Origin of the sequence: Streptomyces sulfonofaciens (assembly GCF_014656295.1) — a bacterium.
GTDB classification, from domain to species: domain Bacteria; phylum Actinomycetota; class Actinomycetes; order Streptomycetales; family Streptomycetaceae; genus Streptomyces; species Streptomyces sulfonofaciens.
The window spans coordinates 184,472-210,670 of record NZ_BNCD01000011.1 but is presented as its reverse complement, the minus strand read 5'-3'; the positions used below and the strand labels follow the sequence as shown (position 1 = coordinate 210,670).

The 26,199-nt window shown below is 72.6% G+C and carries 21 protein-coding genes and 1 pseudogene; 6 read left to right on the top strand and 16 right to left on the bottom strand.

Going from position 1 to position 26,199, the window contains the following annotated elements:
• The first annotated feature begins 211 nt into the window (after positions 1-211).
• Positions 212-469, top strand: coding sequence for a WhiB family transcriptional regulator (locus tag IE313_RS19410; protein WP_040248489.1), 258 nt, complete (start codon positions 212-214; stop codon positions 467-469).
• 306 nt (positions 470-775) lie between these two features.
• Here IE313_RS19410 and IE313_RS19405 read toward each other — a convergent pair whose 3' ends face one another.
• The gene (locus IE313_RS19405; protein WP_189933870.1) at positions 776-2,269 is read right to left on the bottom strand and encodes a sensor histidine kinase; all 1,494 of its coding nucleotides are present in this window, start codon (positions 2,267-2,269) and stop codon (positions 776-778) included.
• A gap of 544 nt (positions 2,270-2,813) precedes the next feature.
• A pseudogene (locus IE313_RS35315) lies at positions 2,814-2,960 on the bottom strand (SIS domain-containing protein); the annotation flags it as partial.
• A gap of 101 nt (positions 2,961-3,061) precedes the next feature.
• Between IE313_RS35315 and nagB the strand changes: the two are divergent.
• A complete protein-coding gene (gene nagB, locus IE313_RS19400; protein ID WP_189934040.1) occupies positions 3,062-3,847 on the top strand; it encodes a glucosamine-6-phosphate deaminase in 786 nt (261 codons plus the stop codon).
• A gap of 165 nt (positions 3,848-4,012) precedes the next feature.
• On the opposite strand, the gene IE313_RS19395 is transcribed toward nagB, so the two are convergent.
• Entirely contained in the window at positions 4,013-5,491 is a 1,479-nt protein-coding gene (locus tag IE313_RS19395) for an FAD-dependent oxidoreductase (RefSeq protein ID WP_229924770.1), read from the bottom strand.
• 508 nt (positions 5,492-5,999) lie between these two features.
• On the opposite strand from IE313_RS19395, the gene IE313_RS19390 reads away from it, so the two are divergent.
• Positions 6,000-6,641, top strand: a complete 642-nt coding sequence (locus tag IE313_RS19390; RefSeq protein ID WP_189933867.1) for a TetR/AcrR family transcriptional regulator — start codon at positions 6,000-6,002, stop codon at positions 6,639-6,641.
• A gap of 113 nt (positions 6,642-6,754) precedes the next feature.
• Here IE313_RS19390 and IE313_RS19385 read toward each other — a convergent pair whose 3' ends face one another.
• From IE313_RS19385 to IE313_RS19370, 4 genes are all read right to left on the bottom strand, one after another.
• Positions 6,755-8,263 carry a glycoside hydrolase family 3 protein gene (locus IE313_RS19385; protein WP_189933866.1) on the bottom strand — a complete coding sequence of 503 codons (1,509 nt, stop codon included), beginning with the start codon at positions 8,261-8,263 and terminating at the stop codon, positions 6,755-6,757.
• Positions 8,264-8,414: 151 nt separating this feature from the next.
• Positions 8,415-9,296 (bottom strand): carbohydrate ABC transporter permease, encoded by an 882-nt coding sequence (locus IE313_RS19380; RefSeq protein WP_189934038.1) that lies wholly within the window; start codon positions 9,294-9,296, stop codon positions 8,415-8,417.
• Positions 9,297-9,328: 32 nt separating this feature from the next.
• Complete coding sequence (locus IE313_RS19375; RefSeq protein ID WP_189933865.1) at positions 9,329-10,351, bottom strand: carbohydrate ABC transporter permease; 1,023 nt, start codon at positions 10,349-10,351, stop codon at positions 9,329-9,331.
• 145 nt (positions 10,352-10,496) lie between these two features.
• The gene (locus IE313_RS19370) at positions 10,497-11,771 is read right to left on the bottom strand and encodes an extracellular solute-binding protein (RefSeq protein ID WP_189933864.1); all 1,275 of its coding nucleotides are present in this window, start codon (positions 11,769-11,771) and stop codon (positions 10,497-10,499) included.
• Between the two features lie 363 nt (positions 11,772-12,134).
• On the opposite strand from IE313_RS19370, the gene IE313_RS19365 reads away from it, so the two are divergent.
• From IE313_RS19365 to mctP, 3 genes are all read left to right on the top strand, one after another.
• Positions 12,135-12,899, top strand: coding sequence for a GntR family transcriptional regulator (locus IE313_RS19365; protein ID WP_189933863.1), 765 nt, complete (start codon positions 12,135-12,137; stop codon positions 12,897-12,899).
• Positions 12,900-13,165: 266 nt separating this feature from the next.
• On the top strand, positions 13,166-13,465 hold the full coding sequence (locus tag IE313_RS19360; protein ID WP_189933862.1) for a DUF3311 domain-containing protein: 300 nt from the start codon (positions 13,166-13,168) through the stop codon (positions 13,463-13,465).
• Positions 13,465-15,105 carry a monocarboxylate uptake permease MctP gene (gene mctP, locus IE313_RS19355; RefSeq protein ID WP_189933861.1) on the top strand — a complete coding sequence of 547 codons (1,641 nt, stop codon included), beginning with the start codon at positions 13,465-13,467 and terminating at the stop codon, positions 15,103-15,105. Before IE313_RS19360 ends, mctP begins: the two co-directional genes overlap by 1 nt.
• 232 nt (positions 15,106-15,337) lie before the next feature.
• Here mctP and IE313_RS19350 read toward each other — a convergent pair whose 3' ends face one another.
• From IE313_RS19350 to IE313_RS19310, 9 genes are all read right to left on the bottom strand, one after another.
• Positions 15,338-16,702 (bottom strand): bifunctional albaflavenone monooxygenase/terpene synthase, encoded by a 1,365-nt coding sequence (locus IE313_RS19350; RefSeq protein WP_189933859.1) that lies wholly within the window; start codon positions 16,700-16,702, stop codon positions 15,338-15,340.
• The gene (locus tag IE313_RS19345; RefSeq protein WP_189933857.1) at positions 16,699-17,802 is read right to left on the bottom strand and encodes a terpene synthase family protein; all 1,104 of its coding nucleotides are present in this window, start codon (positions 17,800-17,802) and stop codon (positions 16,699-16,701) included. The genes IE313_RS19350 and IE313_RS19345 overlap by 4 nt, the downstream gene beginning before the upstream one ends.
• A gap of 508 nt (positions 17,803-18,310) precedes the next feature.
• Positions 18,311-18,979, bottom strand: coding sequence for a peptide deformylase (gene def / locus IE313_RS19340; protein WP_189933854.1), 669 nt, complete (start codon positions 18,977-18,979; stop codon positions 18,311-18,313).
• A gap of 118 nt (positions 18,980-19,097) precedes the next feature.
• Positions 19,098-20,078: a tetratricopeptide repeat protein gene (locus IE313_RS19335; protein ID WP_189933853.1), complete on the bottom strand. Its 981-nt coding sequence runs from the start codon at positions 20,076-20,078 to the stop codon at positions 19,098-19,100.
• A gap of 277 nt (positions 20,079-20,355) precedes the next feature.
• Positions 20,356-21,753, bottom strand: a complete 1,398-nt coding sequence (locus IE313_RS19330) for an HD domain-containing protein (RefSeq protein ID WP_189934036.1) — start codon at positions 21,751-21,753, stop codon at positions 20,356-20,358.
• Between the two features lie 235 nt (positions 21,754-21,988).
• Positions 21,989-23,536, bottom strand: a complete 1,548-nt coding sequence (locus IE313_RS19325) for an HD-GYP domain-containing protein (RefSeq protein ID WP_189933851.1) — start codon at positions 23,534-23,536, stop codon at positions 21,989-21,991.
• Positions 23,537-24,061: 525 nt separating this feature from the next.
• On the bottom strand, positions 24,062-24,364 hold the full coding sequence (gene rsrA, locus IE313_RS19320) for a mycothiol system anti-sigma-R factor (protein ID WP_189933849.1): 303 nt from the start codon (positions 24,362-24,364) through the stop codon (positions 24,062-24,064).
• On the bottom strand, positions 24,361-25,026 hold the full coding sequence (locus IE313_RS19315; RefSeq protein ID WP_189934034.1) for a sigma-70 family RNA polymerase sigma factor: 666 nt from the start codon (positions 25,024-25,026) through the stop codon (positions 24,361-24,363). Before IE313_RS19315 ends, rsrA begins: the two co-directional genes overlap by 4 nt.
• Before the next feature lie 367 nt (positions 25,027-25,393).
• Complete coding sequence (locus tag IE313_RS19310) at positions 25,394-26,029, bottom strand: alpha/beta hydrolase family protein (protein WP_189933847.1); 636 nt, start codon at positions 26,027-26,029, stop codon at positions 25,394-25,396.
• Positions 26,030-26,199 lie beyond the last annotated feature (170 nt).

Sequence of the window (26,199 nt, the reverse complement as noted above, 5' to 3'; positions counted from 1 at the left end):
GGAAGGGGTTGTATCCGAAGCCGAGGTTTGCGAATCTCTACATGGCGCTCGGGAGGCCCGCACCAACGGCCCCGGAGAGCGCCGGATCCCTCCTCACATCTCAGGACCACGCCGGGGAACCGGGAGGTGGCCCTTCCTTTGGCGAGGGATTCGTGAAAGCGTTCACATTCACAAGCCCCGCACGTTATGAAGACCAAGAGAGGTAGCAGCCATGGACTGGCGTCACAACGCCGTTTGCCGCGAGGAAGACCCCGAGCTGTTCTTCCCCATCGGCAACACCGGTCCTGCGCTGCTGCAGATCGAGGAAGCCAAGGCCGTCTGCCGTCGCTGCCCTGTTGTCGAGCAGTGTCTGCAGTGGGCGCTTGAGTCCGGACAGGACTCGGGCGTCTGGGGTGGCCTCAGCGAGGACGAGCGCCGCGCAATGAAGCGCCGCGCCGCTCGCAACCGGGCACGTCAGGCCAGCGCCTGACCGCCCACACCCCCGCACGAGCCTGAGCCCGGCGGCGCATGTGCCCCCCGCGGCACAACTTGCCACGAGCGAGTACGCATCCCCCGCCCCCGAGCAGCAGCGCGCAGTACCACCGAAGACATGATCAGGAAAGCCCCGGACCCACAGGTCCGGGGCTTTCCTGTCGTCACCGGCCTCGTCGTCACCCGCCTCTCACCCCTCGCCCCCGCGGTCGATCTTCGCAAGCATGTTCGACATGGTGTCCGTGCGGAGCCATCTGCCGGCGGAGGGTGGTGCGCCCCCGCCGGGGCCCGCGGCGCCACCCGCTCAACGGGACGGCAGCGGCGGCTTCTCTGCCCGTACCGGGATGTCCAACAGCACCTGTGTACCGCGCTCCGGTGCCGGAACCATGTCGAAGGTGCCGTTCAACTCGCCCTCCACCAGGGTGCGGACGATCTGCAGGCCGAGGTTGCCCGCCCGCTTGGGATCGAAGCCGTCCGGGAGCCCGACGCCGTCGTCCTGCACCGTGACCAGCAGCCGGGCCTCCTTCGGCGAGCCCCCGCGGACGGCGGAGACCTCGACGGTGCCGTGCTCGCCGGTGCGGAACCCGTGCTCCAGGGCGTTCTGGAGGAGCTCGGTGAGGACCATGGACAGCGGCGTGGCGATCTCCGCTTCGAGCACGCCGAAGCGTCCGGCCCGCCGTCCGGTGACCTTGCCGGGCGCTATCTCGGCGACCATGGCCAGCACCCGGTCGGCGATCTCGTCGAACTCCACGCGTTCGTCCAGGGTCTGAGACAGCGTCTCGTGCACGATGGCGATGGAGCCGACTCGCCGTACGGCCTCCTCCAGGGCCTCGCGCCCGGTGTGCGAGTCGATCCGGCGGGCCTGGAGCCGCAGGAGCGCCGCCACGGTCTGGAGGTTGTTCTTCACCCGGTGGTGGATCTCCCGGATGGTGGCGTCCTTGGTGATCAGCTCGCGCTCGCGGCGGCGCAGCTCCGTCACGTCGCGCAGCAGCACCAGGGAGCCGATCCGGGGGCCCTTGGGCTTCAGCGGGATGGCGCGGCCCTGGATCACGCACTCCTCCCCCTCCACCTCGAACTCCCGCGGTGCCCATCCGCTGGCGACCTTGGCCAGCGCCTCGTCGACCGGGCCGTGCGACGGGGCGAGTTCGGCGGTGGTCCTGCCGAGGTGGTGGCCGACGAGATCGACGGCGAGGCCGAGGCGGTGGTAGGCGGAGAGGGCGTTCGGCGAGGCGTACTGCACGAAGCCGTCGGCGTCCAGCCGGATCAGGCCGTCGCCGACCCGCGGCGAGGCGTCCATGTCGACCTGCTGGTCGGGGAACGGGAAGGCACCCGCCGCGATCATCTGGGCAAGGTCGGACGCGCTCTGCAGATAGGTGAGTTCCAGGCGGGAGGGGGTGCGCACGGTCAGCAGGTTGGTGTTGCGGGCGATCACGCCGAGCACCCTCCCCTCCCTGCTGACCGGGATCGACTCGACCCTGACCGGCACCTCCTCGCGCCATTCGGGATCTCCCTCGCGCACGATGCGGGCCTCGTCGTGGGCGACGTCCAGCATGGGCCGGCGGCCGCGCGGCACCAGGTGGCCGACCATGTCGTCCTGGTAGGAGGTGGGGCCGGTGTTGGGCCGCATCTGCGCGACGGACACGTAGCGCGTGCCGTCCCGGGTGGGCACCCACAGCACGAGGTCGGCGAAGGAGAGGTCGGAGAGCAACTGCCATTCCGAGACCAGCAGGTGCAGCCACTCCAGGTCCTTCTCGGACAGGGCGGTGTGCTGGCGTACGAGGTCGTTCATGGAAGGCACGTCTGCGAGCGTACCCGGCGGCCTGCGGGCGCCGACGGCCTCCTTGGGCCCGCCGTCCGGCCGCGGTCACGGCACCCGCGGGCCGCGGCGCCTGAGAGGGACCCTCAACCCTCCCGGCACCGCAGCCGGATCGGCTGCCGGGTGTGCGGTCCCGGCTGCCGAAGGGGAGGAGCCGGCGCAGTCAGGGCAGAGAGCGCCGGTTCCTCGGTCCGTCCTTCCGTGCGGGAGGGACGGGGGCTTCAGCAGCATTGTGGACTAGACCATTCTCCCGTGTCTATGCGTTCGGAGATGTTTGTTGTTGTTGCTTTGGGACACCGGCGTCCGCGCCGGACGGCGGTGTCCGCGCCGGCCCGCCGGGGCTGCCCCGTGGGCTGCCGGTAGCGGCCCGCGGCGGCCAGGACGGCGGCCCTCTGCCCTCCCGCTCCCGGCAGCACCCCCGGCCCTCCCCTGCCCGGCCGCCGACCGCCCCGCCGGGGGCGGCATACAGGCCCCGGCCCCCGGCGAGCCCGGCCCGTCGGAACGGGGGCGGAAGCCGAGCCCGCGGTCAGCGCCTCTCCGCCGCCTTCGCCAGGGCGCGTGGCGCGTCCGGGTCCCGGCCGCGGGCGAGGGCGACCTCGTGGGCGAGCCGCTGGAGCGGGATGGTCTCCAGGATCGGCTGGACCTCCTCCGCCGATCGGACTCCCGCGGGCGGGGCGGCGCGGCACGGGAACGCTCTGCTAGATTGGTCTAGTCCACATGCGTGTCCATGCGCACACGCCCCGAGTCGAGACCCACCAGATCGGCAGGACCAGCGTGGAAGTTGTCATCGTCCCGGACGCCAGGGCGGGCGGCGAGCTCATCGCCGAGGCCATGGCACAACTGCTGCGACGCAAGCCCGACGCCGTCCTCGGCGTCGCCACCGGCTCGACCCCGCTGCCCGTCTACGAGGCGCTGGCGGCCAAGGTCCGCTCCGGTGGCGTGGACGCCTCCCGGGCGCGGATCGCCCAGCTCGACGAGTACGTGGGCCTGCCCGCGGACCACCCCGAGTCCTACCGCTCGGTGCTCGGCCGCCAGGTGCTCCAGCCGCTGGGGCTCGGTCCCGGTGCCTTCATGGGCCCCGACGGCCGTGCCGCCGACATCCCCGCCGCGTGCGCGGCCTACGAGGAGACGCTGGAGAAGGCGGGCGGGGTCGACCTCCAGTTGCTCGGCATCGGCACGGACGGGCACATCGGCTTCAACGAGCCGTGCTCGTCGCTCGCCTCGCGGACCCGGATCAAGACGCTGACCGAGCAGACCCGCGTCGACAACGCCCGGTTCTTCGACGGCGACATCGAGCAGGTGCCGCACCACGTGATCACCCAGGGCATCGGCACGATCCTGGCGGCGCGGCACGTGGTGCTGCTGGCCACGGGTGCCGGGAAGGCGGACGCCGTGGCGGCCAGCGTGGAGGGTCCGGTGGCCGCGGTGTGCCCGGCCTCGGCGCTCCAGTTGCATCCGCACGCCACCGTGGTGGTGGACGAGGCGGCCGCGGCCGAGCTGAAGCTCGCGGACTACTTCCGGCACACGTTCGCCGCGAAGCCCGACTGGCAGGGGATCTGACCGCTCCGGCGAACGCCGTGCACGCTCCGGACCACCGCCCCGGTCGGTGATCCGGAGCAGTGATCCGGATCAGCGATCCGAGTCGGTGATCCGAGTCGGTGATCCGAGTCGGTATCCCCGGGCGCGCACGGTCGCAGACGGTTGCTCGGGACGGCGTCCGCACGCTCAGGGGGCCGTCGTCAGGTGCTCGCGGATCGCGGGGAGCAGCGTCCGGCGGCAGCCCCCGGCGTCGTCCGCCGCCCAGCAGACATAGCCGTCGGGCCTGATCAGCAGGGCCGCGGCGGCCGGGCCTTCCGCACAGGACGCACGCACCAGGTCGATCGCGGCCGGGGTCCCGAAGCCGGCCGGGACCACGCCGGCCAGGTCCAGCAGGACGGCGCGTCCCGCCGTGCTCAGCGCGGACAGCCGGGTGGGCCCGGAGCGCGTGACCAGGTCGAGGTCCGGCACCCGGTGCCCGGTGAGCGGATGCTCACCGGAGAGTTCGTAGCGCAGCGACAGGCCGGACATCAGGCCTGCCAGGTGCCGGTTGGCGTCCGGCAGGCGCAGCAGGTCCGTGACGATGTCGCGCAGCGCGGCCACGTCCTCGGTCGGCTCCGGGTCGGCGAGGACGCGCTGCGCCGAGGTGTGGTGCAGCACCTGGGCCGCGACCGGGTGCCGCTCGGTGTGGTAGCTGTCCAGGAGGCCGGCCGGCGCCCGGCCCCGGACGGCCGCGGCCAGCTTCCAGCCGAGGTTGAACGCGTCCTGCACGCCCAGGTTGAGACCCTGGCCGCCGAGCGGCGGGTGGATGTGCGCAGCGTCCCCCGCGAACAGCACGCACCCTTCCCGGTACCGCTTGAGCTGCCGGGTGGCGTCGCTGAACCGCGAGGCGCTGTCCACCCGGTCCAGGACGGTCTCCTCGCCGTAGACCGCCCGCAGTGCGGCGGCGACCTCCTCGTGCGTGACCGGGGCGTCCCGGGCGGCGTCGGCGCCGTCCGAGCGCCCGAAGGTGAGCCGGTGGCGCTCGTCGCCGACCGGGACCAGCATCGCCCAGTAACCGCCGGCACGGCGCGTGAGGCCGCTGGCGTGCCCGATGCTCCGCGGCACCAGCGGCGAGGCGCCGGCCAGCCGGACGTCCGCCAGCGTCGCCACGTAGCTGCCGTCCCTGCCCGGGAACGGCAGACCCAGCAGTTTGCGCACCGTGCTGTGCCCGCCGTCGCACGCCACCAGGTAGCGCGCGCGCACCCGGTGGCCGTCCGCGGTCACCGTCACACCGCCGTCCGGCCCCGCGGTGTCGACCGCGGTGACCGCGGCGCCGCGCAGGATGCGCGCCCCGAGGGCCAGGGCGCGCTCCGCGAGCACCTCCTCTACCCGCCACTGCGCAATCGCGATCGGGAACGGGTGGCGGGTCCGCCAGGGCGTGCAGTCCAGTGGCACGGGCAGCATCCCGAAGTGGCCGCCGACCGGCTCGCGCGGCACGGACCGGCGCAGGACCGGTGCCAGCAGGCCGCGCGCCTCCAGGAGCTCCGCGGTACGGGACTGGATCCCGCCGCCCTTCACCTGCTCGACGGGCCGCTCCAGGCGCTCCAGGACCAGGGTCCGCACTCCGGCCAGGGCCAGTTCGCAGGCCAGAGTGAGCCCGGTCGGCCCAGCGCCCGCGATGACCACCTCGACCGTCTCGGCCTCCGCCGGTGCCGGCGGCCGCGCCGCGTCCCGGGCGCTCCGGGTGGCCTCGGGACCGGCCCCGCCGCCCCCCGGGCCGGTACCGGCCCTCCCCGGGCCCCCGCGACCGGCCCCGGGTCCGGAACCGTCACCGGCCCGGGAATCGGCCCCGGCCCCGGCCACGACACCGGCGCCGCCTCCGGTCCCAGACCCCCCACGGGCCCCGCCTCCGGCACCGGCACCGGCACCGGCACCGGCCTCCGCGCCGGTACCCGGCACCGCGTCCGTGCCGGCTCTCCGACCGGCTCCCGGGCCGGCTCCCTGTCCGGCTCCCGGGCCGCCCGGGCCGGCTCCCTGTCCGGCGCCGCTCCCCGCGCCGGCCCCGTCGGTGATCGTCGTGTCCCTCATGTTCCGCTCCCCACGCCCCTCGCACCCACTCGGACTTACTCGCCCTGGTGCGTATGTATACCAGGTGCAGAGTTCGCCCGAGACTACTACCTGGTAGGGTGGCCCCGTGAACGGCGAGCCTGGACTGCGGGAGCGGAAGAAGCGGCGCACGCATGCGGCGATCTCCGAGGCGGCGATCGCGCTCTTCCTCGAACACGGCTACACCCGGGTGCCGGTGACCCGGGTCGCCGAGGCGGCGGAGGTCTCCAAGCGCACGCTCTTCGCCTACTTCCCCACCAAGGAGGACCTGGTCGTGCACCGCTTCGCCGACCACGAGGAGGAGCCGGCCCGGGTGGTGCGGGACCGGCCCGCGGACAGCACCCCGTTGGCCGCGCTGCGGACGCACTTCCTCGCGGGCCTGCGCGAACGCGACCCGATCACCGGGCTCAACGACAGGGTCGAGGTGCGTGCCCTCTACCAGATGATCCTCGACAACCCGCCCCTGGTCGCGCGTCTGGAACACTTCAGGGCGGGGGCGGAACGCGCTCTCGCGCAGGCGCTGTGCGACACCGCGGACACCACCGCGCTCACCGCGCGCCTGGCGGCCGTCCAGCTCGTCGGGGTGCAGTGGGCCCTGGCGCACGACAACGCGCAGCGGCTGGCGTACGGAGAGCCGGCGGACGAGCGCTATGCCGGTGCGGTACGGGACGCCGAGCATGCGTTCGCGCTGCTGGCGAACGGACTGGGCGTGCTGCCGGCGCGGGGCTGAGCCCGGCGCGCCGCCAGGTCCGCGGCGTGGGCCGGCCGCTGGGGGCGGTCCCCGCGCGGCCCTGGGGGCCGGCCGGAGAGGGCGGCGCCGTGCGCCTCCCCGGCCGGCGGGCCTCAGCGGCCGCTGATCACTTCCGCCGCCGCCATCCCGCAGACGCGGGCCGCGCCGTGCGTGGCGATGTGCAGCGGACCGCGTGGGGCGGCCTGGGGAACACCCATCTCGACGACGACGGTGTCGGGGCGGGCGGCCAGCAGGGTGTCCAGGGCGGCCGACATCCACGGGTGGCGGTGCGCGTCGCGGACCACGGCGACGACACGGTCCCCGCCCGCTGCCGCGAGCGCCCGCGCCCCGGCGTCCTCGCCGCTGAAGCTGCCCGTCCTGGTGCCGGGGAACAGCCGCTGGAGCTCGGCGGCGACGCCCCAGGGCGTCTCGTCGCCGACCGCGATGTTCGCCACCGGGGTGAAGGAGGCGACGAACGGCGGCTCGGTGACCGGCCGGCCCGCGTCCGGCGCCGATGCGTCCCTGGTCACCCTGAGCGCCCGGCGGGCCGCCTCGACGCCCACTTCCAGGGCGCGCCCGCTCCCGTCGTACACGGCTCCCCTGGGGGTGGTCGCGGCCGCCCAGCCCGCCAGGTCCCTGACCCGTTCCGCGGCCTCGGCGAGGCGGTCCTCCGGCAGGTCGCCGGCGCGCACCGCCGTGACGAGCGCGTCCCGCAGCCGGCGCACGGTCGCGTCGTCCGCGAGCCCGCCGCCCACGCAGATCGCGTCGGCTCCGGCCGCGATGGCGAGCACACTGCCGCGTTCGATGCCGTAGGCGGCCGTGATGGCCTGCATCTCCATGCCGTCCGTGACGATCAGCCCGTCATGGCCGAGTTCCTCGCGCAGCAGGCCGGTGAGGATGCGCCGGGAGAGGGTGGCGGGCAGCCGCGGATCGAGTGCGGGCACGAGGATGTGCGCCGTCATCACCGCGCGCGAACCCGCCGCGATGGCCGCGCGGAACGGCACGAGCTCGCGGTCGTACAGGGTCTTAAGGTCCGCGTCGATGCGCGGCAGGGCGTGGTGGGAGTCGACCGCGGTGTCGCCGTGTCCGGGGAAGTGCTTGGTGCAGGCGGCGACGCCCGCGGCCTGCAGGCCCTCCACGTAGGCGGCGGTGTGCCGGGCGACCAGGGCGGTGTCGGCCCCGAAGGACCGTACGCCGATGACGGGGTTGTCGGGGTTGGAGTTGACGTCGGCGGACGGTGCCCAGTTGAGGTTGACGCCGCACGCGGCGAGCCGGCGGCCCAGCTCGAAGGCGACCTCGCGGGTGAGCGCGGTGTCGTCGACGGCGCCGAGCGCGTGGTTGCCCGGGAAGGTCGAGCCGGTGCGCGCCTCCAGGCGGGTGACGTCACCGCCCTCCTCGTCGATGGTGACGAGGACGTCGTCCCGCTCCCCGCGCAACTGCGCGGTCAGGGCCGCGAGCTGCTCGTGCGAGGCGATGTTGCGCCCGAAGAGGGCCACGGAGGCCAGGCCCTCGTTCAGCCTGCGCAGCAGCCAGTCGGGTGCGCTGGTGCCGGTGAAACCGGGCTGGAGGACCGTGAGGGCGTCGCGGGTCAGGGTGTCCGTGTGGCCGGCGAGTGTGGTCATCGAGAGCTCCTTGGACGGGTGACCGCGGCGGATGGCGGCAGCCTGCGGCCGACCGGTGCGCGGGCGGCGAGCGGCGGTACCGGCAGCGGCGGCGGTGCCGGTGACGACGGCAGCGGCGGCGGCGGCGCGGCAGCGGATGCGGATGCGGCCATCAGCCCTTCACCGCGCCCGCCGTCAGGCCCGCCGCCATCTTGCGCTGGACGAGCAGGAAGAGGACCACCATCGGTACGGCCATCATCGTGGCGCCCGCCATCATCGGCGCGTACTCGGTGCCGTGCTTGGTGGTGAAGTTGCCGAGCCAGACCGTGGCCGTCTGGTGCTGCTGGCTCATCAGCATCAGCGCGTAGAGGTACTCGTTCCATGCCTGGATGAAGCCGTAGACGGAGGTGGCGACCATGCCGGGGGCGAGCAGCGGGAAGACCACCCGCAGGAAGGCGCCGGTGCGGGTGCAGCCGTCGACCATGGCCGCCTCCTCCAGCTCCTTCGGGATGTTGACGACGAAGCCGCGCAGGGTCCAGACGGTGAACGGCAGCACGAAGGTCAGGTAGGTGATCATCAGACCGCTGAGCTTGTCGTACTGCCCGAGGTCGTTCAGCAGCAGGAAGATCGGGATGATCATCGCGACCAGGGGCACCATCTGCACGGCGAGGATGCCGACGATCACGATCTTGCGGCCGCGGAAGGCGAACCGCGAGATGGCGAGCGCCGCCAGCAGGCCGATCGCCATGCCGATGACCACGACCGTGAGCGACACGGTCAGGCTGCGCCCGACCGGCCCCCAGAAGTCCGCGATCTGCAGCGCGCGGCGGAAGTTGTCCAGGGTGAGGCTGGTGGGCAGCAGGTGGGGGGTGGGGTCGATGGCGTCGCGGGCCGGTTTGAAGGCGGTGTCGAGCATCCAGTAGACGGGGAAGCCCGCCCCGACGAACACACAGAGCCCGAGCAGGTTCCACCCGAGGCGGCTGCGCCGCACACCCCCGCCCCTGCGGCGTGCCGCACCCGCTGCCGCGGTACCCGCTCCGCCCACGGCACCCATGCCGCTCAGGCCGTCCACACCGCTCACGCCGCTCACTCAACGTCTCCGATCTTCAGCATCTGCCGCATGTAGACCGCCACCACACCGAGCAGCAGGACGACGGTGAGCAGGGCGATGGCGGAGCCGCCGCCGTAGTCGTTGACCACGAACGCCCTGTCGTACGAGTAGGTCGTCAGCAACTGGAACTCCGCCTCGGGGTGGCCGCCGCGCATCACGAAGACCTGGGGGAAGACGCCCATGTCCCAGATGACGGAGAGGGTCGTCAGCATCACCAGGACGGGCTTGAGCACGGGCACGGTGACGTGCCGGAAGACGCCCCACGAGCTCGCGCCGTCCAGCCGGGCCGCCTCCTCCAGTTCCCGCGGCACCTGGGTGAGGCCGGCGGTGAGCGTGATCACCACGAACGGCACGGCGCCCCACACCACCAGCAGCATGATCACGGCAAGGCCCTGGGGCCCGCTGGCGAACCAGTTGTGGCCGATCACGTCGACCCCGGGGAGCTTGCTGAGCAGATAGTTGAGGACGCCGTAGTCGGAGTCGAACATCCACTTGTAGATGGTGGTGGCGACGATGACGGGCATCCCCCAGCTCGCCACCAGCGCGATGTTGACCAGCGTCTTCACCCAGCCGGAGACCCGCTGGAGAAGCAGGGCGACAAGCATGCCCAGCACCATGGTGACGATGACCGAGCCTGCCGCGAAGACGACGGTGCGCAGCACCACGGCCCAGAACTCGCCGTCGCCCAGCACCTTGGAGAAGTTGTCGAAGCCGACGGCCTGCGCGGGCTTGAAGCCCCACAACTGGGACTGCCCGAACTCCTGGAACGACAACGTGACCAGCCGGACCAGCGGATAGCCGAGGACCAGCACCAGGACCAGCAGACAGGGCGCGAGCAGCGCCCAGGGCACGGCCGCCGCACCACGGGTGCCGCCGGGTCTGCCGCCGTCCCGCCGCGGGTGCCGGCGGTCGGCCCCGCCGCCCTTCGCTGCGGACCGGGGCGGTGGCGAGGGCCGCGCCGGCGGCACCTCGGCGGTGGTTGTCTCTGCGGCACTCATGGCGCGCTCCTCAGCGGTCCTTACCTGGTGGCACCCGTGTGCGGGCGGCGGTCGCGGCCGGCCCGGGCGAGGCACGGAACCGACCCGTGCGGACGACGGGATTCCGCTCCCTGTGCGGAGGCCCCGCCACCCGCCCCGGTCCGGGTCACTTGTTGTTGATGACCTTGTCGATCGCGGCGTCGGCCGTCTTCGCGGCGGCCTCGACGGACTGCTTGCCGGTGCCGATGTTCTGCAGCATCGTCTGGAGGACCTGGGCCTTCTCGACCTGGCCCCAGCCGGGTGCCATCGGCACGAACCAGTTGCGCTCCGCGGCGATGGCGGGCACCGCGGTGGCCGGGTCCTTCTTCTGGATGTCGAGGTCGCTCTTGTTGTTGGGCAGGTTGCCCTTGGCCATCAGGCCCTTCTGGCCCTTGGCGCCCGCGAAGTCGTTGATCCACTCGGCTGCCAGCTCCTGGGCGCCGGACTTCACCGGGATGGCGAGGTCGCTGCCGCCGAGGAAGACCGGCATGTTCTTCCCCGAGGGCCCCGGCATCACGAAGTTGACGGCGTTGTCCTTGAGCTTGCCGGTCTTGTCGTTCTTCGGGTCGGCGGAGGTGGCGCCCTCCCACGCGGCGGCGAAGATCATGGCCGACTTGCCCTGGCCGTAGACGATGTAGCGGTCCGACTCGTCCTTGGTCTTGTCGCCGTGCATGTAGGCGTCGATGACGTGCTTGAAGTCCTTCAGGCCCTTGATGGAGGCGGGCGAGGACAGCGCGCCCTTCCAAGTGCCGCCCTGTTCCTCGGCAATGGCGCCGCCGGCGTCGTAGACGAAGGACATGCCCGCGTACCAGTCGCGCGTGGGCTGGTACCAGGCGCTGAACTTGCCCCCCTGCTTCTGCTGGATCCTGTCCAGATCGGAGAGCAGTTCGTCGTAGGTCTTGGGAGTCTTCTTGATGCCGGACTCCGCGGCGACGTCCTTGCGCCAGTTGGCCACCCGCCCGCCCGCGTAGTAGGGCACGCCGTAGGTCTTGCCGTCATAGGTGACCGAGGCCTTGAGGCCGTCGAGCCAGCCGTCCGAGTGGTCGAACTTCGACGGGTCGATCTCGGCGAAGGCGCCCTTGACCATGTAGCCGAGCATCTCCGTGTTGCCCATCTCGACCACGTCGGGGACCTTGTCCGTGGCGAGGACGGCGTCCAGCTTGGTGTTCTTGTCCGGCCAGCCGTAGTACTCGTGGTTGATCCTGACGCCCGGGTGCTTCTTCTTCAGGGCGGCGTCCGCGTCCTTGACCAACTGCGGCCAGTTGTTCTGGGCGTCGACGGTGAGCCAGACCGTGAGTTCGTCCGCCCCCGAGCCGCCGGCCTTGTCGCTGCTGCCCCCGCAGGCCGCAATGGAGACCATCAGACCCGCGATGCCGATCGCCGCTGTCAGCTTGCGCTTCACGTCACCCTCCTCAAGGGCTGCCGCATCCCCCCACCGACAGCGAGGAATCAGGCGTGAACTGCCCGCGCGGCTGGGTCCTGGGCATTGGTGTAGACCAGTATGTGTGGGAGCTTGGCCTAGACCTATATGAGTGTCAAGCATGGCAGGAACGTCCGTCTCTTCCTTTACCGGACCGACATCTGTGCGCAGATGCGCCGGACGCGCCCGCACGAGCGCCACATGGCGGGTGGACTAGACCAGGCAGGGTGCCCACGGTGTATAAGGAAGGGCACGGCTCCCGCGGCACGCGGACCTGCCCGTGCCACGATGTGAGCCGCGGCCGGCATAGCGCCGGACCTCTGCAGCAAGCCCGGAAGGCGGAGCATGAGCACCGACGCCACCAGCGCGGAGACCGAGGGCGCCAGCGCCGTCCGCACCGCGCGCGTGCCCAAGTACTACCGCCTCAAGCGGCACTTGCTCGACATGACCGAGACGCTCGCGCCCGGCTCCGCGGTGCCGCCGGAGCGGACGCTCGCCGCCGAGTTCGACACCTCACGCACCACCGTGCGGCAGGCCCTCCAGGAACTCGTCGTCGAAGGCCGGCTCGAACGCATCCAGGGCAAGGGCACCTTCGTCGCCAAGCCCAAGGTCTCCCAGGCACTGCAACTCACCTCGTACACCGAGGACATGCGGGCCCAGGGCCTCGAACCCACCTCGCAACTGCTGGACATCGGATACGTCACCGCCGACGGCACCCTCGCCGAGCTGCTCGACATCGGCACGGGCGGGCGGGTGCTGCGCATCGAGCGGCTGCGGCTCGCCAGCGGCGAACCGATGGCCATCGAGACCACCCACCTGTCCGCCAAGCGCTTTCCCGCGCTGCGCCGCAGCCTCGTGAAGTACACCTCCCTGTACACGGCACTGGACGAGGTCTACGGGGTCCACCTCGCCCAGGCCGAGGAGACCATCGAGACCTCGCTGGCCACTCCGCGCGAGGCGGGGCTGCTCGGCACCGACGTGGGACTGCCGATGCTGCTGCTCTCCCGGCACTCGTTGGACGGCGAGGGCCGTCCGGTGGAGTGGGTGCGCTCGGTCTACCGCGGCGACCGCTACAAGTTCGTGGCCCGTCTGCGGCGTCCGGCGGACTGAGGGCGCGTCCGCCCGGGCCCCGGCAAGGGCCGCACGGGCCCAGGCGGGGGCGGTACGGGCCCCAGCAGGGGCGGTAACGGCTCCGCCGGGGCGATGCGGGTTCCGGCCGGTGAGCCGCCGGCTCCGACAGGGGCGATGACATGCACAGAACGCAATACGCCCGTTATCGGGACGGGGTTCCCTCGTGCGGACGCGTCGCCTAGATTTCCAGCGCATCACGATGCGATCAGTGGTGTCACGGTGATCGACGAGGCGACGGAGCCCCCATGTCAGAGTCAGAGGTACCCCAAGTCCGCAGACCGGTGGTGACACCGGTCCGTGTGGTGATTGCGCTGTGTCTGCTCGCACCGTTCGTGGGGACGCTCTGGGTGAGCTCCTACGCGAAGGTCGACCCGGCGTTCATCGGCATCCCGTTCTTCTACTGGTACCAGATGCTGTGGGTGCTCATCTCGGCCGCGCTCACCATGCTCGCGTACAAGCTGTGGCAGCACGACCAGCGCTCGCGCCACGGGTCCGGGGCCTCGGGTGCCGGGACGGCCGGACGCGGCGACGGGGGTGAGGCGTGATGAAGGACGGTGTGAACGGCGTCGCGCTCGGCGTCTTCGTCTTCTTCTTCCTCGCCGTGACGGTGATGGGCTTCTGGGCGGCGCGCTGGCGCCGCGCCGAGAACGCGCACTCGCTGGACGAGTGGGGTCTCGGCGGCCGGTCCTTCGGCACCTGGATCACGTGGTTCCTGCTGGGCGGCGACCTCTACACGGCCTACACCTTCGTGGCCGTGCCGGCCGCGATCTACGCGTCGGGCGCCGCGGGCTTCTTCGCGGTGCCGTACACGATCATCGTCTATCCGATGATCTTCACCTTCCTGCCCCGGCTCTGGTCGGTCTCGCACAAGCACGGCTACGTCACCACCTCCGACTTCGTGCGCGGCCGGTTCGGCTCCAAGGGGCTGTCGCTGGCGGTGGCGCTCACCGGCATCCTGGCCACGATGCCCTACATCGCGTTGCAGCTTGTCGGCATCCAGGCGCTGCTCGACGTACTGGGCATCGGCGGCGGCGACGGCACCAACTGGTTCGTCAAGGACCTGCCGCTGTTCATCGCCTTCGCGGTGCTTGCGGCTTACACCTACTCGTCCGGGCTGCGCGCACCCGCGCTGATCGCCTTCGTCAAGGACGCGCTGATCTACCTGGTCATCATCGTGGCGATCATCTACATCCCGATCAAGCTGGGCGGTTTCGACGACATCTTCGCCAAGTCGGCCGACGCCTTCTCGAAGGTCAATCCGGCGACCGGGGCGCCGCGCGGCGCGCTGGCGCCGGGCGCGGCCGGGACGTGGGGCTACGCCACGCTGGCCCTCGGTTCGGCGATGGCGCTGTTCATGTACCCCCACTCGATCACGGCGACGCTCTCCTCGCGCAGCCGCAACGTGATCCGCCGCAACACGGCGATCCTGCCGCTGTACTCGCTGATGCTGGGCCTGCTCGCACTGCTCGGCTTCATGGCGATCGCGGACGGCATCAAGGTCGACAACGGCCAGTTGGCCATCCCGCAGCTCTTCGAGAACCTCTTCCCCGACTGGTTCGCGGGCGTCGCCTTCGCCGCCATCGGCATCGGCGCGCTGGTGCCGGCGGCCATCATGTCCATCGCGGCCGCGAACCTGTTCACGCGCAACATCTACAAGGACTTCCTCAAGCCGGACGCGACCCCCGCCCAGGAGGCAACGGTCTCCAAGGTGGTCTCGCTGCTGGTGAAGGTGGGCGCGCTGGTCTTCGTGCTGGCCATGGACAAGACCGTCGCGATCAACTTCCAGCTACTGGGCGGCATCTGGATCCTGCAGACCTTCCCCGCGCTGGTCGGCGGCCTGTTCACCCGGTGGTTCCACCGCTGGGCGCTGCTGGCCGGCTGGGCGGCCGGAATGATCTACGGGACGCTGGCGGCCTACGGGGTCGCGAGCCCCACCCAGAAGCACTTCGGCGGCAGCAGCGACGAGATCCCGGGCCTCGGCGAGGTCGGCTACATCGGCCTGACGGCCTTCGTGCTGAACCTCGTGGTGACCGTGGTCCTCACGTTCGTCCTGAACGCCCTGAAGGCCCCCAGGGGCACGGACGAGACCTCTCCCGGGGACTACACCGCGGACGCCGGCGACCCGGGCGTGCAGAGCGAACTGCCGCCCGCCGCGACCGCCCCGTCCGCCCCGTCCGGCACCTGACGGACCGTCCACCGGCCGGTGGGACCGCGGCCCGGGGCGGTGACCGTACACCGGAAGGGGTGCGGGAACCGCGCGAGCCGTCCCGCCGGCCGGCAGCCGCGCCAGGACCTGCCGGCAGCCGGGCCGAGACCTGAAAGAGCTCGGCCCGGTGGCGCGGTGGCCCGGTGACGCGGTGGCCCAGGCGCGGGCACGTCGCGGCCGGTCGCGCGGTTCCCGGGCCCGGAAGGCGCGTTCAGCGGGGATCGGCCCGCAGCAGCAGCCGCTTGGGGTGCAGGGTGATGCCGATCTTCGACGAGGTGTCCGTGCCCGCTACCGGCGTCAGCCGCCACTTGGGCACCACGGTGGCGAGGACAATGGCGAATTCGGCCATACTGAAATGATCACCCGGGCATTTCCGATTGCCGGTGCCGAACGGAATCATCGCGGCCTGCTCCACGTCCCCCGCGCGTTCCGGCAGCCAGCGATCCGGATCGAACTCCAGATGCCGTGTGAACGAGCGGGGATCGCGCTGCATCGCATAGGTGGAGTAGACGATGTCAGCATTGGCTGGAATGGTGTATCCGCCGAGTGCGGTTTCGGTCACGGTACGCCGGGTGAGAATCCACGGGGCCGGCCGTATGCGCATGGCCTCCGTGATGACATTGCGGGTGAAGGAGAGCCTGCCGATGTCCGCGAAGCCCACGGGCTCCCCGCCCGTCACGCCATTCACCTCATCGGCCAACCGGTTTTCGTGCGTGCGGTGTTCGGTGAGCAGACTGAGGGTCCAGGCCAGCGTCGAGGCGACGTTCTCCGCGCCCGCCACCACCAGTGACACCACATGGTCGTGGATCTCCCGGTCGCCGAGCGGCGCTCCGGTCTCGTCCGTGGCCTCCAGCAGGACGGTGATCAGGTCCGCGGGCCGGGTACCGGAGGCGTGCCGCTCCGCGAGGATCTCGTCGACGAGGCCGTGCAGGTCCGCCAGGGCCCGTGCGAATCGCCGGTTGGCCGGGGTCGGCACCCGGTAGAGCGGCCCGACGGACAGCACCATCCGGCGGTACAGGCCCTCGAAGACCGTGCCCAGTGCCTCGCTGATGTGCTCCGCCTTCTGCGCGATCGAGTCGACCTCCAGCAGCGAACGGGACACGATGCGCACCGAGGTGCGGAACATCTCGGCACCGATGTCGATCGTGCTGCCGGGCTGCCAGCGCGCCACCATGGCGCGCGCCTCCTCCTCCATCACGGCCGCGTAGTCGGCGATGCGCTCGGGCCGGAAGGCGGGCTGCATCATCCGGCGCTGACGGCGGTGCACCGCCCCGTTGCTGGTCGCCACGCCCTTGCCGAGCAGCACCTCCATGGTGTCCCACAGCGGCCCGCCGACCTCGTAGTCGGGGCTCTTGAGGAGCTGCCCGACCAGTTCGGGCGCGCACACCGCGTAGACGGTCCTCGGGCCGAGGCGCAGCCGGACCAGGTCGCCGTGGTCGCGCAGCCCGGCCAGGAACGCCAGCGGGTCGCGCACGAGCTTCCACGCGTGCCCGAGCAGCGGGACCGCGCCGCCGGCCAGCGGGGGCTGCCGCCGCTCGGCCTCGACCGGTTCGCGCAGGGTGGGTTCGACCGTCATGCGTCACCTGCCGGATCGCTGATGTAGGGCGGGGTGGACCTGTCGTCCCAGGTGTCCACGCGGTAGCGGCCCGACTCGTGGTGGAACCAGTAGACCGACGAGAACCAGTTGCGCATATTGAAAAGACACATTCTCAAACCGGCACCGAGTGCATCGCCCTCGTGTGTGCCGTCCTCCGCTTCTTCCGCCATTCGCAGCACCTCGCGTTCCGCCTCCAGGAATTCGGTGATACGACTGGCCGCCCGCAGCCGCACTTCTGCGACCGCGCCTTCCAGGGATATTTTCTCGTGCTGAATGAGACTGATCCCAAGATTGTGGACCTCGTCCCCCGCTATTTCCTTGGGAAGCGAGCAGAGGTCGTTGTACCACGCCGAGAAATCCTGGGACGCAAGACCGGCCCTGCGGTATTCGGGATGGTTGCGCACGGCGTCCGGGAGTTCATGGTCGGCGGCGAGTTCCAGAAGGTCGAGCCAGACATGGTGGGCGAATGTGTGACGGCGCAGTTCTATGTAGGCCCCGACCGTCGGCACCGTTCCCGTGCGGCGGTTGGTGAATTCCTGGTCGTATGCCTCGATCACCGCGTGGAAGTGCCGGGCGAAGCGGGCGTTCCAGGCCGGGCCGAGGTGCGAGAAGAGCCGCTGCACGCACTCGGCGAACGCCGCGACCAGCGGGTCGTGGTGGTCGCCGTGCGACTCGGGGTCGTCGAGCGCGGCGTGCAGGTGCTCGCGCAGCGTCCGCCAGGCGTCGGCACGGCCGTGCACGGCGTCGCGGTCGTGTCTGTCGTCCCACACGAAGAACCACGTGCTGAAGTCGGCTATCGCCGAGACCACTTCGTCAGGGGCGTCGACGTAGTAGCCCGCCACAAGATCCGTGTAGCAGAGCGCGTCCGCGTACTCCGCGACCTTGTCCGCGGGCATGAGCCGCTTTTCGAGCAGCCAGGACCTTGCGCTCCGTTGAAGCTCTGGCCAAAACATATGGCGATGACGTGGAAAAAGTGACTCCACCTTCGGCATGCGGAGTGCCGCTGGTACCGAAATGTCCGTCGCCAAGAGCGTCGGCGCCGGTGTTGTCCGTGAAGTGCTGTATGAGAAAGCAGGCATGAAAACCCCTCTCAGCCGTCCGTCTGGCACACGCCACCCCGTCGCCGGGCGTGCGCCGGTCTGTATCCCCGCGCATTCCATTCAGCACCACAACGGAGGGTCAGGGGAATAGATTCACAGCACCTGCCAGGATGAGATGCCGAGAACATGTCCCCGTTGCCGCATTTTGGGTGACCGCGGCATCTGGCATATGCCAAAAGAATACGCCCAACCGAGGAGTTCCCGGCCAGGCGCAGGGGGACGTGCGACGGTGCCCGGGGGCGCGCGATGGCGCCCGGGACGCGGATGCGCCCCGGGGCGCCTGGCTGGTCCGCCGGCACGACCGGCTGGTTGGCCGGGCACGGCGGGTCGTTGGCCGGGCACGGCCGTGCCGGTCACCGGACACGAACAGGTCAGTCGCCGAACGCGACCGTGCCGGTCACCGGACAGGAGCAGATCAGTCGTCCGAGGGAGACCGGGTCAACCGTCCGTCGGACGCGACCGGGTCCGCCGTCGGACGCGACAGGGGTCAGTCGTTGGGCACGGTCGGATAGCGCGGGGTGCCCTCCGCCATCTGGCGCAGTGCCTCCTTGCGTTCCCGCTTGGAGAGGCGGTCGATGTAGAGCGAGCCGTAGAGGTGGTCCGTCTCGTGCTGGAGGCAGCGCGCGAAGTAGCCGGTGCCGCGCACCCTGATGGGGTTGCCCTTCTCGTCCTGCCCGGTCACGACCGCGTAGTCGGGACGGGCCAGCGCGGCGTAGGCGGTGGGCACGGACAGGCAGCCCTCGTTCGAGTCGTCGAGGCGGCGCAGTTCGGCGGGCAGTTCCTGGATGACGGGGTTGCAGACGACGCCGACGTGGCGGTTGTTGTCGTCGTCGGGGCAGTCGTAGACGAAGACCTTCAGGTCGACGCCGATCTGGTTGGCCGCCAGGCCCACGCCCTCGGCGGTCCGCTGGCTGGCGAACATGTCGTCGACGAGCCGGGCCAGGTCGTCGTCGAACTCGGTGACGTCCCTGCACTCCCGGTGCAGCACCGGATTGCCGACGACGGTGATCGGGCGGGACGTGCCGCGCTCGCGGTAGGCGGCCTCACGCCCCTCGCAGTCCTCGGTGTCGATGACGAAGCCCTCGTCGTCGACGGGGAGCACCGCCGAGTCCGCCGAGGCCCGGGCCCGCTGCTGCTCAGTGTCCTGCTGCGCCATCTCTTAGCCGTACGCCTTCCTGGAAACCGTGGTGTGTGCTGCCGGTACAGCCTACGGCGCCCGCCGGGGCGGCCAGAGGCGGATACGGCGAACGACCGCGCGCGACCGGTGGCGGAGGTCAGCAGACCTCTTCGAGGTCGCGCCAGGCGCGGGAGTCGGGGCTGTCCGCGACCCAGCTCTCCAGCAGCCCGCTGACCAGCGAAGCGGGGGCGGCGATCCCGCACTCGCGCTCCGGTACCCACAACTGCCCGTCGGTCCGGTGGCCGAGCGGCCCGGGGTGGCCGGGCTCGCTGTGGTCGTGCGGGTCCAGGTGGTCCCCGTCGCCCTCGTCGCTCGGCATCCGGCTCTCGGAGCACATCCGGCACAGCAGCCGCACCGACGACGACCAGTCCTCCGCGGCGAAACCCGCGTCGGCGGCCAGCCGTTCCAGGGCGTCGCGGTCCTCCTCGGTGGCCGCTTCGAGCAGCACCACCCAGGTGGGCACCGGCGACGGCGCCCACAGCTCGATCTCGTCGAAGACGGGGTACGCGTGCCCGGCGGCGGTGGTCCGCTCGCCGTGCGGCACTCCGTCGTGCAGGACCACCTCGCCCCAGCGGCGCCCCGAGGACGGCAGCGGGATGGAGAGCACCTCGATGCGGGCCGGATCGAGCCGTCGGCCCCACACGACCTCGGCCTCGCCCTCCGGGGAGAGCCGGACGGCCGCGCTGCCCAGCTCCATGCCCAGCGGCTCACCGGCCGCCGCGGGGCCGCCGGGCACCTTCAGGCCGTACGCCTGCCAGGCGCGCCGGGCCAGCGGCCAGTCCTGCAGGGCGGTGGCCGCGATGCCGACGTTCCACCAGTCCGGAGCGCCCGCCTCGCGGTCGAGCAGCGCGACGGCGCGCAGGCCCGCGGCGCGCGCCTGTTCCCAGTCGTGCCGGAACTTGTGCAGCAGGGCGAGGTTGAACCAGGACTCCGAGAGCCACGGCTCCAGGTCCGCCGCACGCGTGAGCAACGCGCCCGCGTCCTCGTACCGGCCGTCGCCGATCAGCGTGAACGCCCGGTCGGTGGCCTGCCGCCACGAGGCGGAGGGCCGCTGCCGTCCCTTGCCGAAGATCCTCACGATTCCCGCCTGCCGTCTGGACCGGAGCCCGGGGGCCGCCCCCGGAGAGGGCACCACTGCGGCCTACGCGCCCCCGGACACCCTCTCCTTCGCATCCAACCACGTACGGTCGGACAGTCGCTCATTACCCATGGGTTACCCACCTTCCGCCCGGTCAGACCGCACCGGCGCAGACGGCGCGAGGTGCTCGTGGAGCGCTCGCGGGGCGCCTTGGAAAGGAGGCCCGGGCCCACCGGGCGGACCGTCCGCGAGGACTCGCCCGCCGCGCCACCGGGCCCTACCCGTCCCGGGCCGGTGCACCGTCCCGGGCCGCCGCCCCCTCCCCCACCGGTGCCGCGTCCGCCGTCGGCACCCCGTCCCTCGCCAGCACCCGCGCCAGCGCCTCCACGATCTCCGGCTGGTAGTCGCCGCCGGCGAGGCGGAGCCGTTCCAGGGCGGCGAGCGGTCCCGCAGGTCCGCCTTCCCGGGCCATCTCGTCGTACGCGTTCGCCACCCGGACGACACGGGCGGCGAGCGGCTGCTCGCGGTACGGAGCCGCCTGCTGCTCCACGGCCTCGGCAACCGCCGCGTCCACGCCGGTCCTGCGCACCACGGCGCCGCCGAGGCGGGCGATGCGCCGCTGCTCGTCCGCGGGCAGCGAGGCGGTGGCGCCCGCGGGCACCGGATCGAGCAGGGACAACTGCCCGGTGTCGTGCATCAGCGCCGCGTACTCCAGAACCGTGAGGTCGTGCCTGCCGAGGCCGAGGTCGCGGCCGATCGCACGGCTGAGGGCGGCCACCCGCCGGGCGTGGCCCCGCGGTGTGCAGCCGGCGATCTCCGTGGCCCTGGCCAGGGAGGCCACGGTCTGCAGGTAGAGGGCGCGGACGGCCGCGTGCCGCCGGTAGGAGAGCTGGGTGAGCATCAGCGGCAGCGAGAACAGCGGCAGCGCCCACAGCCCTGCGACGGCCACTCCCAGGGACATCGCGGCGCCGGTGGCAGCCAGTGCCGAGCCGAGGCCGCGCCGCGCGCGCACCTCGTCGCGGAGCAGGCGCTCGAACGGCCGTCCGCCGCGGACGCATGCCAGCGCGGCGGCGAGCACGGCGTCGCACAGCACCGTCGCCGCCAGGAGCAGCGCGATCAGCAACACCTGCGTCGCGCCCTGCTCGGGGTCTTCCCCGGTGGGCCCCGCCGAGCGCAGCGGGTGTGCGCACACGGCCGCGAAGGCCACGGTGAGCACGCGCCGCACGACATGGTCCGGGTGCGGCCCGCGACCCGCCGCGATGTGCGGCACGCTGCCCGCGAGGACGGCCGCGAGGACGACGGTGACCACCTGGGCGGGGTCCTGGTGCGTGGCCCGGCCGGCCTCGTGGCCGAGCAGCGCGTAGGCCAGGGCGCCCGCGACGGCCAGCGGTGCGGGCTCGCGGTCGCCCGCCCGCCCGCACCGCGCCGCCTCCCCCGCCGCGATGAGCACGCCGAAGGCGAGGGCGGTGCCGCGTTCCTGGGCCCCGTGCAACGCGGTGCCCACGGCCGCCGCTGCGGCCACCAGCGCAGCGGCCCCGTACAGGCCCGCGAGCACCGGTGCCGCGGCCCCTCCCGTGGCCCTGTTCACCGCGCCCGCCACCGCGGCGCCGGGCACGCGCGCCCGACGCCGCCCACCCGCCGGTACACGCCTTCGCCCGCCGTGCGCCGACACCATGGGCAACCGTTCGCCGTGCGCCGACACCATGGGCAACCGTTCGCCGTGCGCCGGCGCCATGGGCACCAGGTGGTGCGCCGGCGCCGCCCGCGGCCGGTGGTCCGCAGCCGGGGCGCACACCCGGGCGCGCCCGGGCGACGGCCCCGGTGGCCGGCGGCGCTCCCCGGTCGGCCACCGCGGACGCCGCCCCTCCCCCGCCGGCACCCGGGAACCGTCCGCCGTGTGCGGGGCGCCGTCATGCGCCGTCCCCCGTGCGCCGCCCGTGCCCGCCCGCCGGCTGCCGGCCCGCGGCGGCTCCCGCCGGCTGCCGCCCGGATGCCGGCGGCGCCGCCGGCTCTTCTGCCAGGACCGCGGCAGGCGCCGTGGACGGCGCGTCCGCGCGCGGGCCGGGGCCGTCCGGGGCCGCGGCGCAGGGGCGCCACCCGTGGCGTGCGAGGGCGCTCACCAGGGCCCGGACCATCCGGGGGTCGAACTGCACGCCCGCGCACCTCCTCAGCTCGTCCACGGCAGCCCGGACCGGGCGTGCCCTGCGGTACGAGCGGGTCGAGGTCATGGCGTCGAAGGCGTCGGCAACGGCGACGATCCGCGCGCACTCGGGGATCTGGGTGCCGCGCAGGCCGTAGGGGTAGCCGGTGCCGTCGATGCGCTCGTGGTGGTGCAGGATCGCCCCGCGCGCCTCGCCGAGGGCGCCGATGCCGCGCACCATCTCGTCGCCGTACTCCGGATGGAGCTCCATGAGGCGCCGTTCCTGGGGGGTCAGCGGACCTTCCTTGCGCAGCAGCCGGGTCGGCACCCCGAGCTTGCCGACGTCGTGCAGGAGGCCGGCGAGGCGCAGCGCCTCCACCCGCTGGCGGTCCATGCCCAGCTCCTGCGCGATCATCACGGACGCCAGTCCGACGCGCTCGCTGTGCCCGCGGGTGTAGCCGTCCTTGATGTCCACGGCCTGGACGAGCGCCCGGACGGTCGCCTGGTGGGCGGCGCGCTCCCGGTGGTACTGGGCGAACATCCAGTACGAGATCGACATCGGCAGCAGCACGAGCAGCGCCGCGGGCCAGCCGTACGGGCTTCGCCACAGCACCGCCATCAGCAGCCCGGCCAGCCCGTGCACCGCCACCGGTGCCAGCGAGCGCAGGAAGAGTCCGCCCCAGGCGATCCGCGGCGAGGCCCTGCGCCAGGGGCTGGGCGGCACGGGGAAGGTCCCGGTGACCGCGGCGAGGGCACCGCCGTCGAGCACGGTGAGCACCGCGCAGAAGGCGAGCGCCATGGCCGCGGCGGTCACCAGCAGCCAGGGGACGTCGGGTGGCACCGGGGGCAGGACGTGGCCCTGCACCGGGGCCGGCGCCCCGAGGCGTGCGTCGGACGGCACACCGCCGCCCGTTCCCCCGAGTGCCGCAGGACCGTCCAGCGCGCCGTACACGGACGCGGCGGCCCAGCACGCGAGCGAGAGCTGCGCGGTGCGCCAGCCGCGCCGCGGCCAGCCCGGACGCTGCGCGACGGGCGCGAGCAGCGCGCCGGGCACCGCCGCCAGCGCGGCCGCCGCGGGCGGCAGCAGGCAGGCCCCGGCGAGCAGCACGGGGAAGAAGGCCCCCATACCGGCGGGGGCGCGGTCGCGCAGCGGGCGGCAGCGCGGCAGTTGCTCACAGGCCGCGTAGAGCGCGGCGAGCAGGGCGACGGTGCCCCAGGGGGTGCGCGCGCCGGGCAGCAGGGCCGGGGCGGCGGGGCAGGCGGCGGCCAGCACGGCACCGGACACGGCCCCGCTGCGCCATCCCGGCACCGGCCGCATCGCGCCCTCCTCCCCCTGACCGGACGCCCGGGCGGTCCGGTACGGAGCCGGCCAGCCCGATCAGGTTCCGGAGAATAGGGCGGCAGCCGCGGCGCGGGGGCCACAACGGGCGATTCGCCACGCGCAGCGGGACCGGATTAGCGCATTCGAGTGAAAGGAGGAGAAGGCGGGCGCATCAGGCTGACGCCTCGCACCGGGGCGACGCCCCGCGTCCCCGCATGCCCGCGTCCGCCCCGCCGGTCTCCCGACGCGCTCCGCGCCCGCCGCGGCGGCACACCGGGCACCCGCGATCGGCGTGCGACGTGAGGGGTCCGGTGAGGGGCGCCCGCGTCCGGTGGCGGCAGTCCGGTGAGTGGTGGCAGGCGCCCCGCGGCTGGTGACAGGTGGCAGGTGCCCCGCGGCCGTGAAAGACGTCCGCCGAGAGGCACCCGCGGCCGTCGGAAGGCGTCCGGCGGCAACCGGCACGCGGTGCCCAGGCGCCCGTGCTCCGCGGCGACGCCGGCACCGGCGCCCGCGCGGCGGCGCTCAGCTACCGTCCGCCGCGGCGGTCACATCGCCGTCCGGAACGGACTGGCCGGAGCGGATCAGATCGATCCGCCCCATGACCTTGTCCCGCAGGTCGCTGGGCACGTCGTCATGCCCGCAGCACCGCTTGACCAGCTTCTTCACGGCCTGCTCCAGGCCGTACTTCTCCAGGCACGGCGAGCACTCCTCGAAGTGGTGCTCGAACTTGGTGCAGTCGGCATCGGGCATCTCGCGGTCCAGGAACTCATAGAGATGATCCAGTACTTCACTGCAGTCCGTCTCGTGCGGCTCTCCGCAGCTCATGAGGCCGAGCCTTTCGTTCCGTTCGACTCTCCGGCGCCGGCCGGGACCAGGCCGCGGTCCCTCGCGTAGTCCTCCAGCATGCCGCGCAACTGCCGGCGGCCGCGGTGCAACCGGGACATCACCGTACCGATGGGTGTCCCCATGATGTCCGCGATCTCCTTGTACGCAAAGCCCTCGACGTCGGCGAGGTAGACCGCGATGCGGAACTCCTCGGGGATCGCCTGGAGCGCGGCCTTCACGTCGGAGTCCGGCAGGTGGTCGAGCGCCTGGGACTCGGCGGAGCGCAGCCCGGTGGACATGTGGGACTCGGCACGCGCGAGCTGCCAGTCCTCGATGTCCTCGGCGGCACTGCGCTGCGGCTCGCGCTGCTTCTTGCGGTACGAGTTGATGAACGTGTTGGTGAGGATGCGGTACAGCCAGGCCTTGAGGTTGGTGCCCTCGCGGAACTGGTGGAACGAGCCGTACGCCTTCGCGTACGTCTCCTGGACCAGGTCCTCCGCGTCGGCCGGGTTGCGCGTCATCCGGAGCGCCGCCGAGTACATCTGGTCGAGGAACGTGAGCGCATCCCGCTCGAAACGGGCACTGCGCTCGGCGGCCGACTCCTCGGGCTGCCCAGCCCGGCCGTGATCGGTCCCTGCGTCGGTCCCAGTGACCGGACCCACCTCCTCCGATACCGTGGCAGGGCCGAATGCGGCCCCACTCGAATCGGAGAATAGTCGACGGCCCGCCGACGGCGTCGGCCTGCTGGTCGCGCCCGGGTCCTTGACAGGGGAGTCGTACGCCGCGTGCAGGACCGACCACTCCAGCCTGGTGGCGTCCGAGCGGCTGGGGCAGATGGTGGAACCCATGCGGCGGACTTCCTCTCGTACGCGTCCCGGTACCGCCTCCCGGTACCTTCTGTGCTGCACAACAGTGCCGGGTGGTCCGTCATTCCCGGCGTACGGCGGCCGAGGACGCGCGGTCCCACCGGCTCCCCCACGTCCGCCGCCGGCCGCCGCCCCACCGCCCCCCGACCCGCCGCCGGCCCCGTCAGACGACCGCGACGGCCCAGCCCGCCACGGACTGCGTGATGATCCGCAGGACGTCGTGCTCCTCCACGGGCGCCTTCTTCGGCACGGCGAAGCCGTGGTCGGCGAAGGGCACCTCGACCTTCAGATAGGGGCCGGGCGGGAACTCCACCGGTCTTCCGAAGGGGTCGCGGCCGCCCTGGACGACCAGGGTGGGCAGGTCGGCGCCGAGCAGTTCGTCGGCCCGGGACTTCTCCGGTCTGCCGGGCGGGTGCAGCGGGAAGCTGAGTGCGAGCACGGCCGCGGCACCCAGCTCGCGGCCGGTGCGGCAGGCCACCCGGGCGCCGGCGCTGCGGCCGCCAGCGATCACCGGGCGGCCGGGCTCGGTGAGTGCGGGCCACACTCCCCGCCATCCCGTGTCCAGGGTCTTCGGCGCGGGAGCGAGCTTCTTGCCCGCCACCCGCCAGGGCTGCTCGACGAGGGCGACGCCGACCCCGTGCTCGGGGAGCCGGGCCGCCAGTGCCTGCAGGTCACGCGTCTCGATGCCGCCGCCGGCGCCGTGGCCGAGGGCCAGGACGAAGGACATGTCCCCGGCCGGCCGGTGCCAGGTGATCCTGGCCACACCCGCGGCGGTCTCGATGCTCTGGGTATCGCTCACGCCCTCATCCTGCCGTGCCACCGCCCCGGACGCGCCCGGGAGGGCCCGGCGAGCCGGGCGGGGTCTGGCGGGCCAGGGGCCTTCACCTGGACCGCCGGGCCCCGGTGGACCCGGCGGGCCGCCGCGCCTGACCGCACCTCGCCGCACCACAACGCACCGCACGCACCACC